This is a genomic window from Aeromonas sp. R10-1 (genome assembly GCF_040908465.1).
GTDB classification, from domain to species: Bacteria; Pseudomonadota; Gammaproteobacteria; order Enterobacterales; family Aeromonadaceae; genus Aeromonas; species Aeromonas caviae.
Map to the genome: position 1 here is coordinate 264531 of NZ_JBFODT010000005.1, position 11912 is coordinate 276442.

13 protein-coding genes are annotated in these 11912 nt (G+C 61.3%); all 13 read left to right on the forward strand.

Annotated features, from left to right (window positions below; translation table 11 throughout):
- The first annotated feature begins 1 nt into the window (after position 1).
- The 13 genes from fliM (at position 2) to AB5Y93_RS02535 (ending at position 11903) form a co-directional block, all read left to right on the forward strand.
- Positions 2 to 1075 (forward strand): flagellar motor switch protein FliM, encoded by a 1074-nt coding sequence (gene fliM / locus AB5Y93_RS02475; RefSeq protein WP_041212627.1) that lies wholly within the window; start codon positions 2 to 4, stop codon positions 1073 to 1075.
- Between the two features lie 41 nt (positions 1076 to 1116).
- On the forward strand, positions 1117 to 1512 hold the full coding sequence (fliN, locus tag AB5Y93_RS02480) for a flagellar motor switch protein FliN (protein WP_010673924.1): 396 nt from the start codon (positions 1117 to 1119) through the stop codon (positions 1510 to 1512).
- Entirely contained in the window at positions 1509 to 1892 is a 384-nt protein-coding gene (fliO, locus tag AB5Y93_RS02485) for a flagellar biosynthetic protein FliO (RefSeq protein ID WP_227263500.1), read from the forward strand. The genes fliN and fliO overlap by 4 nt, the downstream gene beginning before the upstream one ends.
- Complete coding sequence (fliP, locus tag AB5Y93_RS02490; RefSeq protein ID WP_368228744.1) at positions 1879 to 2637, forward strand: flagellar type III secretion system pore protein FliP; 759 nt, start codon at positions 1879 to 1881, stop codon at positions 2635 to 2637. The genes fliO and fliP overlap by 14 nt, the downstream gene beginning before the upstream one ends.
- 123 nt (positions 2638 to 2760) lie before the next feature.
- Positions 2761 to 3030, forward strand: a complete 270-nt coding sequence (fliQ, locus tag AB5Y93_RS02495; protein ID WP_010673927.1) for a flagellar biosynthesis protein FliQ — start codon at positions 2761 to 2763, stop codon at positions 3028 to 3030.
- Positions 3031 to 3115: 85 nt separating this feature from the next.
- On the forward strand, positions 3116 to 3913 hold the full coding sequence (fliR, locus tag AB5Y93_RS02500) for a flagellar biosynthetic protein FliR (protein ID WP_368228745.1): 798 nt from the start codon (positions 3116 to 3118) through the stop codon (positions 3911 to 3913).
- 74 nt (positions 3914 to 3987) lie between these two features.
- Entirely contained in the window at positions 3988 to 5118 is a 1131-nt protein-coding gene (gene flhB / locus AB5Y93_RS02505) for a flagellar biosynthesis protein FlhB (RefSeq protein ID WP_010673929.1), read from the forward strand.
- A 330-nt stretch (positions 5119 to 5448) separates the two neighbouring features.
- Positions 5449 to 7551 carry a flagellar biosynthesis protein FlhA gene (gene flhA, locus AB5Y93_RS02510; RefSeq protein WP_183148779.1) on the forward strand — a complete coding sequence of 701 codons (2103 nt, stop codon included), beginning with the start codon at positions 5449 to 5451 and terminating at the stop codon, positions 7549 to 7551.
- Positions 7552 to 7567: 16 nt separating this feature from the next.
- A complete protein-coding gene (gene flhF, locus AB5Y93_RS02515; protein ID WP_368228746.1) occupies positions 7568 to 9067 on the forward strand; it encodes a flagellar biosynthesis protein FlhF in 1500 nt (499 codons plus the stop codon).
- A gap of 1 nt (position 9068) precedes the next feature.
- On the forward strand, positions 9069 to 9944 hold the full coding sequence (locus AB5Y93_RS02520) for a MinD/ParA family protein (RefSeq protein ID WP_041212631.1): 876 nt from the start codon (positions 9069 to 9071) through the stop codon (positions 9942 to 9944).
- Positions 9937 to 10656, forward strand: coding sequence for an RNA polymerase sigma factor FliA (locus AB5Y93_RS02525; RefSeq protein WP_041212632.1), 720 nt, complete (start codon positions 9937 to 9939; stop codon positions 10654 to 10656). The genes AB5Y93_RS02520 and AB5Y93_RS02525 overlap by 8 nt, the downstream gene beginning before the upstream one ends.
- A gap of 110 nt (positions 10657 to 10766) precedes the next feature.
- Complete coding sequence (gene cheY / locus AB5Y93_RS02530; RefSeq protein ID WP_010673934.1) at positions 10767 to 11150, forward strand: chemotaxis response regulator CheY; 384 nt, start codon at positions 10767 to 10769, stop codon at positions 11148 to 11150.
- Between the two features lie 12 nt (positions 11151 to 11162).
- The gene (locus tag AB5Y93_RS02535; protein ID WP_041212633.1) at positions 11163 to 11903 is read left to right on the forward strand and encodes a protein phosphatase CheZ; all 741 of its coding nucleotides are present in this window, start codon (positions 11163 to 11165) and stop codon (positions 11901 to 11903) included.
- The last annotated feature ends 9 nt before the right edge of the window (positions 11904 to 11912 follow it).

Consider the following 11912-nt stretch of genomic DNA (forward strand, 5'->3'; position numbering starts at 1 on the left):
CGTGAGCGATCTGTTAAGTCAGGACGAGATTGATGCCCTGCTGCACGGCGTCGACGATGTCGAGGAGGAGGAGCTGGGATCAGCCGGGGATCCCGGTATCGCCCAGTTCGACTTCTCCTCCCAGGACCGCATCGTCCGCGGCCGCATGCCGACCCTGGAGCTGGTGAACGAACGGTTTGCCCGCCACATGCGCATCAGCCTGTTCAACATGATGCGACGCACCGCCGAGGTCTCCATCAACGGCGTGCAGATGCTCAAGTTCGGCGAATATGTTCACACTCTGTTTGTGCCCACCAGCCTGAACATGGTGCGTTTCCGCCCCCTCAAGGGGACGGCGCTCATCACCATGGAGGCGCGGCTCGTCTTCATCTTGGTGGAGAACTTCTTTGGCGGTGATGGCCGCTACCACGCCAAGATCGAGGGGCGGGAATTCACCCCCACCGAGCGGCGCATCATCCAGATGCTGCTCAAGCTGGTGTTCGAGGACTACAAGGATGCCTGGGCGCCGGTGATGGACGTGGGCTTTGAATACCTCGACTCCGAAGTGAACCCGGCCATGGCGAACATCGTCAGCCCCACCGAGGTGATCGTGGTGAGCTCCTTCCACATCGAGCTGGACGGCGGCGGCGGCGACTTCCACGTGGCCATGCCCTACTCCATGCTGGAACCCATCCGCGAACTGCTGGATGCGGGGGTGCAGAGCGACAAGGGGGATACCGACGTGCGCTGGAGCAAGGCCCTGCGCGACGAGATCATGGACGTCAAGGTGGAGCTCAAGGCCAAGCTGCTGGAGACCGAGCTCTCCTTGCGTGAGCTGATGGAGCTCAGACCCGGGGACATCATCCCGGTGGAGATGCCGGAGAACCTGCTGGTCTTTGTGGAGGATCTGCCCACCTTCCACGCCAAGATGGGGCGCACCAAGGAGAACGTGGCGCTCAAGATCACCGACAAAATCAAGCGCCCTGACGGGGTCAAGACAGAGATGCATCTGGTGACCCGCGGGGGCGTGCGCATTGATGGCGAAGCCGAGCTGGAAGAGCTCGAGCGAAGCATCTCTGACAAACACCCTGATTGATCCTCCCCCCGGGGAGGTGTTGCAACACTGAGGAATTGAAGATGAGCGGAACCGATGACGAGCAGGATTTGATGGCTGACGCCTGGGCGGCCGCACTGGAGGAGCAGGTCACGGCCGAAGCCAAGCCTGCCCCCCTTGAGGAGTTGAAGGACGAAGCCCCCATCAGCGCCGAAGAGCGGCGCAAGCTGGACACCATTCTGGACATCCCGGTGACCATCGCCATGGAAGTGGGCCGCAGCCAGATCAGCATTCGCAACCTGCTGCAACTGAACCAGGGCTCGGTGGTGGAGCTGGATCGGGTGGCGGGTGAGCCCCTGGACGTGCTGGTCAACGGCACCCTGATCGCCCACGGCGAGGTGGTGGTGGTGAACGACAAGTTCGGTATCCGCCTCACCGACGTCATCAGTCAGATTGAAAGGATCAAGAAGCTCAAATGATCCGTGTGCTCCCGTTGTGGCTGTTTTCCCTGCCCGCCCTGGCCAACCCGGGGGTAGGTGCCAATCCCCCCAGCCTCACCTCCTGGCTGCTCTCCAGCCTGATGGTGATCGGCCTCATTCTGGTGCTCGGCTTCCTGCTCAAGAAGAGCAAGCTCTCCCAGGTGATGGGAGGGGGCCAGATGAAGGTCATCGCCACCCTGCCCCTTGGCTACAAGGAGAAGCTGATGGTGGTCAAGGTGGGCGGCCAGCAGCTGCTGGTCGGGGTGACGCCGCAGCAGGTCAACTTCCTCTATCGCCTGGAGGAGCCGCTGGACGAGAGCCAGCATCAGGCGTTCTCCGAGCAACTGGGCAAACTGATGGGCAAGCATGAAAAACGTTAACTGGATCGGGTGGCTGGCACTGCTCTCCCTGGTGCTCTCGCCCCTGGCGATGGCCCAGGACGGCATGTCGGCACTCACCGTCAAGACCATGGCGGATGGCAGTCAGGAGTACAGCCTGACCCTGCAGGTGCTGGCGCTGATGACCGCGCTCTCCTTCCTGCCGGCCATGGTGATCATGATGACCTCCTTCACCCGGATCATCGTGGTGCTTGGCATCCTGCGCCAGGCCATCGGTCTGCAGCAGAGCCCCTCCAACCAGGTGCTGATCGGCATCGCCCTCTTCATGTCGTTTTTCATCATGTCGCCGGTGCTGGATCGCATCAACAACGAGGCGCTGCAGCCCTATCTGGCCGAGACCATCGGGGCCAAGGAGGCCCTGGAGAAGGCGGAGCTGCCCATTCACCAGTTCATGCTGTCCCAGACCCGGGTCAAGGATCTCAATACTTTCATGGAGATAGCGAACGTGCAGGTGGCCGAGCCTGCGGACGTTCCGCTGCGGGTGCTGATCCCGGCCTTTGTCACCAGCGAGCTCAAGACCGCCTTCCAGATAGGCTTCATGCTGTTTCTGCCCTTCCTGGTCATCGATCTGGTGGTCGCCAGTATCCTGATGGCCATGGGGATGATGATGCTCTCCCCCATGCTGGTCTCCCTGCCGTTCAAGCTGATGCTGTTCGTCATGGTGGATGGCTGGAACCTCATTCTGGGCTCCCTGGCCACCAGCTTCGGGCTGGGCTCGGGTGGTTAGGGGAGGGCAGACCCTCCCCCTGGCTCTCCCCTTCACTCGGGGAGGGCGCGAGGCCTCTCTTTCTCTCGAAGGAGGAGGCCGGGAGGATGCGGCCCTGGGCAAACCCATCACAAGGAGCGAGCAATGAGTCCTGAAACCTTCGTCGACGTCTTTCGCGAGGCGCTTTGGCTGGTGACCATCATGGTGTGCGCCGTGATCCTGCCGAGCCTGATGGTGGGGTTGGTGGTCGCCATCTTCCAGGCCGCCACCTCCATCAACGAACAGACCTTGAGCTTCCTGCCCCGTCTGGTGGTCACCCTGCTGGCCCTGGGAGCGGGGGCCCACTGGGGATTGCAGAGTCTGATGGACTTCTTCCAGCTGATGGTGAGCCAGATCCCCGAGGTGGTGGGCTGATGCCAGCCAAGGGCCACCCTTTCGCTCTGGCAGACCGGTGCCTGCGTCCTCCCGTTGGCCTGCCCGTGCCGGGAGTGTTGCTGTCATGACCTACACCACGGCGCTCATCATGGAGTGGCTCTCCTCCATCCTCTGGCCCCTGGCCCGGGTGAGCAGTCTCCTGATGGTGATGGCGGTCTTTGGCAGTCGGCTCGCCCCCGCCCATATTCGCATCGGCCTGGCGCTGGCGATCACCCTCATCATCGCCCCCCTGCTGCCCCCCATGCCGAAGATCGAGCTCTTCTCCCTCGGCAGCTTCCTGGTGCTGGGGCAGCAACTGCTCATCGGCATCGCGCTCGGCCTCATGACCCAGTTCCTGCTGGAGACCTTCGTGATGGCGGGTCAGGTCATCGCCATGCAGACCAGCCTGGGCTTTGCCACCCTGGTGGACCCCATGAACGGCCAGTCGGCTCCCGTGGTGGGCCAGTTCTACCTGATGCTGGCGACTCTGGTGTTTCTCGCGGTGGACGGCCACCTGCTGATGCTGCGCATGGTGGTGCTGAGTTTCGAAACCCTGCCGGTATCTGAGAGCGGGCTCACCCTGCCTGCCATCCGCAGCCTGGTGAGCTTTCTCGGGGTCATGTATCAGGCTTCTCTGGTGATGGCGCTCTCGGCCATCATCGCCCTGCTGCTGATCAACTTCGCGTTCGGGGTGATGACCCGTGCGGCCCCCCAGCTCAACATCTTCAGCATCGGCTTTGCGGTCAGCATGATGTCGGGCCTGTTCATCCTCTGGCTCACCATCGGTGGCTTCATGGGGCACTTCGACGCGCTCTGGGAGCGGGTGCAGGAGACCAGCTGCGAGCTCATCAACGTCCAGTGCTTCGGGGGCCAGCATGACTGAGGCCCTCCGGGTTGCGGCCCTTTTGCTGCCAGTCTGGCGGGCCGCCAGTCGGCTGATGCCGGCAGGAGGCCAGCATGGCTGATACCGATCAGGAACGCACAGAACAACCCACGGGCAAACGACTGCAACAAGCCCGGGAAAAAGGGCAGATTGCACGTTCCAAGGAGCTGGGTACCGCCAGCGTCCTGCTGGCGACCGTGTTCGGCCTCCTGATGATCAAGGAGAGTCTGGCAGGGGCCATGATCAAGGTACTCACCATGGGCTTTACCCTGGACCGGGATCAGGCGTTCGACCCCAATGCCATGGGGGCCATGGTGCCTGCCCTGCTGGGGGAGCTGATCCAGCCTCTGGGGCTGCTGTTCATGCTGGTGATCATCGCCGCCTTCGTCGGCAACACCCTGCTCGGCGGGATGAACTTCTCCTCCGAGGCCATGTTGCCCAAGTGGAGCAAGCTGAGTCCCCTGAGCGGCATCAAAAGGATGTTCGGGGTGCAATCCCTGGTGGAACTTGTCAAATCCATCGCAAAAGTGGTGTTTATTAGTCTGTTCGCCTGGTGGATGCTGTCGAGCCAGTTCAACCATCTGCTGAATCTCTCTCTTGAGGGCTTTCCCGGCGGCATCGTCGATGCCCTGGACCTGCTGCTCTGGATGCTGATCATCCTCTGCTGCGCCCTGATCCCCATTGTCGCCATCGATGTGCCGTTCCAGAGCTGGAACCACAATCGCCAGCTCAAGATGACCAAGCAGGAGATCAAGGACGAGTTCAAGGACAGCGAAGGCAAGCCCGAGGTCAAGGGGCGGATACGCCAGTTGCAGATGCAGATGGCCATGCGCCGCATGATGGGGGATGTCCCCAAGGCCGATGTGATCATCACCAACCCGACCCACTACTCGGTGGCGCTCAAATACGATGCGGGCAAGCCGGGGGCTGCGCCCAAGGTACTGGCCAAGGGGGTCGACGAGGTGGCGATGAAGATCCGGGAGATCGGGCGCGAATACGACATCCCCGTCATGTCCTCCCCGCCGCTCACCCGGGCCCTTTACCACGCCACCGAGATTGGCCAGGAGATCCCGGAGGGGCTCTTCGCCGCCGTCGCCCAGGTGCTGGCCTATGTCTATCAGCTCAAGAAGTTCCGCCGTGGCCGCGGCCGGCGCCCGACCCCCATCGCCACGGATCTGCCCATTCCACCCGAGTTTCGCAAATAACGCAGTGGTGGCAGCCTGATCCCGGGTGCTCTCCCTTGTGCCCCCCGCGTTTCGCAAATAAAGCGGTGGGATGGCCCCACCATCCGATCTCTCCCTTGTGTCGCAAACAAGGCCGCAATCTTCCTGTTGAGGCGCGGCGCCTCGCCCCATGGCCTGGGCTGGCCTTTGGCCTGCTTGGTGAAGGCAGCTTCCCCCCTGTCACCATTCCCCGTGACGCCAACGACGGACTTCTGACAGCGTTAAAATAAAAGCCTTATAAATCAATATATTGAATCCTTGGCTTGATATTTGCTTTAATCTGCTATTGGCAGTTTATCATTGAGATGCACGATGGGATTCAAAGCGGGACTGGGCCGTTTCAAAGAGTACAAGTGGCTGCTCAGCAGAGGGGTAGGGACGCCGCTGCTGGTATTGGCCTCTCTGGGGATGGTGGTACTCCCCATTCCGCCCCTGATGCTGGATATCCTCTTTTCCTTCAATATCGCCCTCTCCATCGTGGTGCTGCTGGTGGCGGTCTATACCCGCCGCCCCCTGGAATTTGCCGCCTTCCCCACCGTCTTGCTGATTGCCACCCTGCTGCGGCTCGCCCTCAACGTCGCCTCCACCCGGGTGGTGTTGCTGGAAGGCCACAACGGCAGCGCGGCGGCAGGCCATGTGATCGAGGCGTTCGGCAACGTGGTGATCGGCGGCAACTATGCCGTGGGCATCATCGTCTTCATGATCCTGGTGATCATCAACTTCGTGGTGGTCACCAAGGGTGCGGGCCGGATCTCCGAGGTGAGCGCCCGCTTCACCCTTGACGCCATGCCAGGCAAGCAGATGGCCATCGATGCGGACCTGAACGCCGGTCTCATCAACCAGGAAGAGGCCAAGAAGCGCCGTCAGGACGTGACTCAGGAAGCGGACTTCTACGGCTCCATGGACGGTGCCTCCAAATTCGTGAAGGGGGATGCCATCGCGGGCATCATGATCCTCTTCATCAACATCATCGGCGGCTTCATCATCGGCATGATGCAGCACCAGCTCACCTTCGGCGAAGCGGCCCAGGTCTATACCCTGCTCGCCATCGGTGACGGTCTGGTCGCCCAGATCCCCTCGCTCCTGCTCTCCATTGCCGCGGCCATCATCGTCACCCGTCAGAATACCGACCAGGACATGGGGACAGCGGTACTCGGCCAACTGTTCGAAAATCCTAAGGCGCTGGTGATCTCCGCCGGCATCCTGTTGATGATGGGCAGCGTGCCCGGCATGCCGCACCTGGCTTTCCTGAGCCTGGGGGCGGTGGCGGCGGCGGGCGCCTGGTGGCTGCTGCGCCGCGAGAAGCAGAACAAGGCGAGGGCGGCGAGCGGCGAACTCATGCCGGCCCAGGGGGATGCCCCGGTGGAGCAGAAGGATCTCAGCTGGGACGACGTCATGCCGGTTGACATCATCGGCCTGGAGGTGGGTTATCAGCTGATACCTCTGGTGGACAAGAACCAGGGGGGCGAGCTGCTCAACCGGATCAAGGGGGTGCGCAAGAAGCTCTCCCAGGAGCTGGGCTTTCTGGTGCCTGCCGTCCACATTCGCGACAACCTGGATCTTGCCCCCAACCAGTACCGCATCACCCTGATGGGCGTGAGCACGGGGGAAGCCACCGTTTATCACGACAAGGAGATGGCCATCAACCCGGGGCAGGTGTTCGGTCAGATCCACGGTATCGCCACCCAGGACCCGGCGTTCGGGCTGGAGGCGGTCTGGGTCGCCAAGGAGCAGGTCTCCCAGGCCCAGACCCTTGGCTACACCGTGGTCGATGCGGCCACCGTGGTGGCTACCCACCTGAGCCAGATCCTCTCCAACCATGCGGCGCTGCTGCTGGGTCATGACGAGGTGCAACAGCTGCTCGACATGATAGGGAAGCATCAGAGCAAGCTGGTGGAAGGACTGGTTCCCGAGGTGATCAGCATGGGCAACCTGGTGAAGGTATTGCAGAATTTGCTCAATGAAGGCGTGCCAATTCGCGATATGCGCACTATCCTGCAGACCCTCGTGGAATATGCGCCTCGCAGCCCGGACCCGGAAGTGCTGACCGCAGCCTGCCGGATCGCCCTGCGCAGATTGATTGTGCAGGAGATTGCCGGCCCCGAGCCCGAGCTGCCGGTGATCACCTTGTCACCAGAACTGGAACGTATATTGCATCAATCCCTGCAAGCAGGTGGGGGAGATGGCGCCGGTATCGAACCGGGACTGGCGGAGCGGATGCAACGCTCCCTGGTGGAAGCCACTCAACGACAAGAACTGGAAGGCCAGCCGGCCGTGCTTCTGACATCGGGGATATTGCGCAATACCCTGGCGAAATTTGTCAAGAATGCCATTCCTGGATTACGCGTGCTGTCCTATCAGGAAGTGCCTGACGACAAGCAGATCCGCATCGTCAGTGCGGTGGGACAGGGCTAGTTAGCGGAGATGACGGGTGAAGATTAAGCGGTTTTTTGCCAAAGACATGCGCACGGCGCTGGCCGAGGTCAAGGAGACTCTCGGACCCGATGCCGTCATCATGTCCAACAAAAAGGTCACCGGTGGGGTGGAGATAGTCGCGGCCGTCGATTATCAATCCCAGGTACCGGGGCCCAAAGACGCGCCGGTTCGCCGTCAGTTGAATGAAGAGAGCGTCAATATCTCGTCTGCGGGCAAGCAGATGACGAGGTCGGCGCCACCCAAGGAACAGAACGAATACTACGCCGATACCCTGGCGGCCCTGCTGGCACGCCAGCAGAAGCTCAATCCGGCCAACCCGGCGGGTGGCAATGCCGCACCGGGATCATGGTCTGGCAGCGGAGCGGGCAACGGTCAGCCAGCCTCGGCCTCCTGGCCCGCCAATGGCGCTGCCGGCACCCAGTCCGCCGGACTGGTGGGCGCGGCCAGTGCTCCCAGAACCCTGGCCGAACAGGGCCAGTGGGGCGCCGCTCCCGAGCCCGCCAAGCCCAAGGCCCGTCCTGCCGCCGCCCCGCGCCAGGCCCAGTCCGCCCAGCGGGATCAGGAGATGGAGGGGATGCGCAAGGAGATGGCCAGCATCCGCAAGCTGCTGGAGCACCAGATCTCCGGCCTGATGTGGCAGGAGGTGGAGCGCCGCGAACCCATGCGCGCCCTGCTCATCAAGGAACTCAAGAAGATGGGGTTCGACGACGCTTTCGCCGATCAGCTGGCGGGCCTCATCCCCGAAGACATGCCGATCCATCAGGCCATGGCCCAGCTGGCCGAGGTGCTGACGGCCCAGCTCAAGATCAGCGAGGACGAGATCCTGCGTCAGGGGGGGGCGGTGGCCCTGCTCGGACCGACCGGGGTGGGCAAGACTACCACCATCGCCAAGCTGGCGGCCCGCTTTGCCATGAAGTATGGCGCCGAGCAGGTGGCGCTCATTACCACGGACAACTACCGGATCGGGGCCCACGAACAGCTGCAGACCTATGGTCGCATCATGGGTTGCCCGGTGCGTCAGGTGCGGGACGCCGAAGAGCTGGCCAGTGCCCTCTATCAGTTCCGCCATCGCCGGCTGGTGCTCATCGACACCGCCGGGGTGGGTCAGCGGGATATCCGCCTGACCGAACAGCTCGACACCCTGGTGAAGAATGCCAAGGTGCGCATCCGCAGTTATCTGGTCATGTCGGCCACCTCCCAGCGACGGGTGATGCAGGAGGCGGTGGATCACTTCCGGCGCATTCCGCTCTCTGGCTGCATTCTGACCAAGCTCGACGAGAGCCTGAATCTGGGTGAAGTGATCAACGTGTGCATTCAAAACGCCCTGCCCATCAGTTACATCACCGACGGGCAACGGGTGCCGGAAGATATTCAAGTTGCCAACGCGGCGCTGCTGGTCGGTGCCGCCATGGGGTCGCTGGAACGGGAAGCAGAAGATCCCTATTTCTGGGGATCGGGTTTTGGCGAATCCGAAGATTCGGAGTTTTATGAGTAACATGTATATGGATCAGGCGAGTGGTCTGCGCAAAATGCGTCAAAACAATCGAGTGAAAGTGATCGCCGTGTCCGGAGGCAAGGGGGGCGTCGGCAAGACCAACGTGACCCTGAACGTGGCGGGAGCCATGGCCGCCCAGGGCAAGCGGGTGTTGGTGCTGGACGCCGACCTTGGCTTGGCCAACGTCGACGTCATGCTGGGGCTGAGGGTGCATCGCAACCTCTCCCATGTGCTGGCCGGGGAGTGCACCATAGACGACATCATCGTCGAGGGGCCCTACGGCATGATGATAGTGCCGGCCACCTCGGGCACCCAGTCCATGGTCGAGCTCTCCCCCGTGCAGCATGCCGAGCTCATCCGCGCCTTCAGCGAGATGAAGACCCAGGTGGACGTGTTGCTGGTGGACACGGCGGCGGGGATTTCCGACATGGTGCTGAGTTTCACCCGTGCCGCCCAGGACATCATGGTGGTGGTGTGCGACGAACCCACCTCCATCACGGATGCCTACGCGCTCATCAAGATCCTCTCCAAGGATCACGGTGTGTTCCGCTTCAAGGTGGTGGCCAACATGGTCCGCTCCCTGCGCGAGGGGCAGGAGCTGTTCGCCAAGCTGACCCGGGTCACCGACCGCTTCCTGGATACCTCCCTGGAGCTGGTGGCCTGCGTGCCTTACGACACCAACCTGCGGGCCGCGGTGCGCAAGCAGAAACTGATAGTTGAGGCGTTTCCAAAATCCCCTGCCGCCCTGGCATTTCGTGCCCTGGCGAACAAGGCGGCGAGCTGGCCCATCCCGAATCAGCCGGGCGGCCACCTCGAATTTTTCCTGGAAAACTTGTTGCAAAAGCCGGTCATAACACAGGAAGACTCCCGTGAATAAAGCCCAAGCATACTTGCGTCATCAGGATTCCTACGTGCTGGTTGAGCGACACGCTCCGCTGGTCAAGCGGATTGCCCAGCATTTATTGGCTCGCCTGCCAAGCAGTGTCTTGCTGGATGACCTGATCCAGGCAGGTATGATTGGGCTGCTCGAAGCTTCCCGCAACTTTGACGGCAGCAAGGGCGCCAGCTTTGAAACCTATGCCGGCATCCGCATCCGTGGTGCCATGCTCGACGAGATCCGCCGTGGGGACTGGGTGCCCCGCTCGGTGCACCGCAACAGCCGTGCCATCGCAGAAGCGATCGAGAACGTGGAGCAGGCCCATGGCCGGGATGCCAGAGACACCGAGGTGGCCGCCAATATGGGGGTCTCCCTCGGGGAGTACCATGCCATGCTGCAGGATGTCTCCTGCGGCAAGATCATCGGCATCGAGGATCTGGGCGTCAGCGAAGATGTCATCGGTCATCCCGATGACGGCAACGGTCAGGGAGGATTCGACGATCTGGCGGCCGAGCGCTTCCAGGGCGCCCTGGCGGAGCACATCGCCCGCCTGCCGGAGCGGGAGGCGCTGGTGCTGTCCCTTTATTACGATGAAGAGTTGAATCTGCGCGAGATCGGTGAAGTATTGAGTGTGAGTGAGTCTCGCGTGAGCCAGATTCATAGTCAGGCCATGCACAGGTTGCGCGCCCGTTTGCGAGATTGGAATTTATAAGTGGTTGTACTGGCTACACTGGAGCACAACTCTAAGGCATAATCCGCACCATAAAACCTGCGATCTGCATCATGTAAGTGAGCCGTCTTGGCGGCTATTTAGGAGGAACTTTGGACAAGAACATGAAAATCCTCATCGTCGATGACTTTTCAACGATGCGCCGGATTATCAAGAACTTGCTGCGTGACCTGGGATACAACAATACCCATGAAGCAGACGATGGCAACACGGCGTTGCCGATGCTGAAAAATGGCGACTTCCAGTTCGTGGTCACCGACTGGAACATGCCCGGCATGCAGGGCATCGACCTGCTCAAGGCGATTCGCCTCGACGACAAGCTCAAGCACCTGCCGGTTCTGATGGTGACTGCCGAAGCCAAACGCGAGCAGATCATCGAAGCCGCCCAGGCCGGGGTCAATGGCTATATCGTCAAGCCGTTCACCGCTGCCACCCTCAAAGAGAAGCTCGACAAAATCTTTGAACGTATCGGCTAAGGAGCGGCAGGGATGAAGGCCAAAACGAGTGCCATGATCTCGCTTGACCAGGCAAGGATGCTGGTTGCCCACCTGGAGCGGGAAGAGTTTGAACAGGCCGATACCATCCTCGCCGATGTGTGCGCCCCCAATGCGGCGGCCCTGTTTGACAAGGTGGGGCAGCTGACCCGCCAATTGCACAACTCATTGCAGGATTTTCGCCTGGATCCCAGGATCCCCGACCTGGCCACCCATGAGATCCCGGATGCCCGGGAGCGTTTGAGCTATGTCATCGACATGACGGACAAGGCGGCCAATCGCACCATGGATGCGGTCGAGGCAAGCCTTCCCATCGCCGATCGACTCAACGACAACATTCAGCTGGTCATGCCCAACTGGAATGCCCTGATGAGCCGGGATCTCGAGCTGGGTCAATTCAAGGCGCTGTGCCATCAACTGAATGATTTTATTAAGGCTTCTGAGACGGATGCCGATAAGTTACGTCAACTGCTGACGGAAATTCTGATGGCTCAGGATTTCCAGGACCTGACCGGTCAGATGATCCGCAAGGTGATCAAACTGGTGCAGGAAGTTGAAACGAAGTTGATAGAGATGCTGACCATGTTCGGTGAGGGCGTTAGCGACAATTCGGCACGTAGCCTGCCAGTGAGCGGCATCGAGGCGGAAGGCCCCATCATGAACCCGCAGACCCGCTCAGATGTGGTCAATGGTCAAGATGATGTGGACGATCTGCTGTCTAGCCTGGGATTCTAATGGAGTGAC

Excerpts from the sequence above, each read along its gene's own strand:
- fliO (WP_227263500.1), top strand. The coding sequence starts at position 1,509 with ATGATCCGTGTGCTCCCGTTGTGGCTGTTTTCCCTGCCCGCCCTGGCC.
- fliQ (WP_010673927.1), top strand. The coding sequence starts at position 2,761 with ATGAGTCCTGAAACCTTCGTCGACGTCTTTCGCGAGGCGCTTTGGCTG.
- AB5Y93_RS02520 (WP_041212631.1), top strand. The coding sequence starts at position 9,069 with ATGTATATGGATCAGGCGAGTGGTCTGCGCAAAATGCGTCAAAACAAT.
- fliN (WP_010673924.1), top strand. The coding sequence starts at position 1,117 with ATGAGCGGAACCGATGACGAGCAGGATTTGATGGCTGACGCCTGGGCG.
- flhA (WP_183148779.1), top strand. The coding sequence starts at position 5,449 with ATGGGATTCAAAGCGGGACTGGGCCGTTTCAAAGAGTACAAGTGGCTG.
- AB5Y93_RS02535 (WP_041212633.1), top strand. The coding sequence starts at position 11,163 with ATGAAGGCCAAAACGAGTGCCATGATCTCGCTTGACCAGGCAAGGATG.
- flhB (WP_010673929.1), top strand. The coding sequence starts at position 3,988 with ATGGCTGATACCGATCAGGAACGCACAGAACAACCCACGGGCAAACGA.
- fliR (WP_368228745.1), top strand. The coding sequence starts at position 3,116 with ATGACCTACACCACGGCGCTCATCATGGAGTGGCTCTCCTCCATCCTC.
- fliP (WP_368228744.1), top strand. The coding sequence starts at position 1,879 with ATGAAAAACGTTAACTGGATCGGGTGGCTGGCACTGCTCTCCCTGGTG.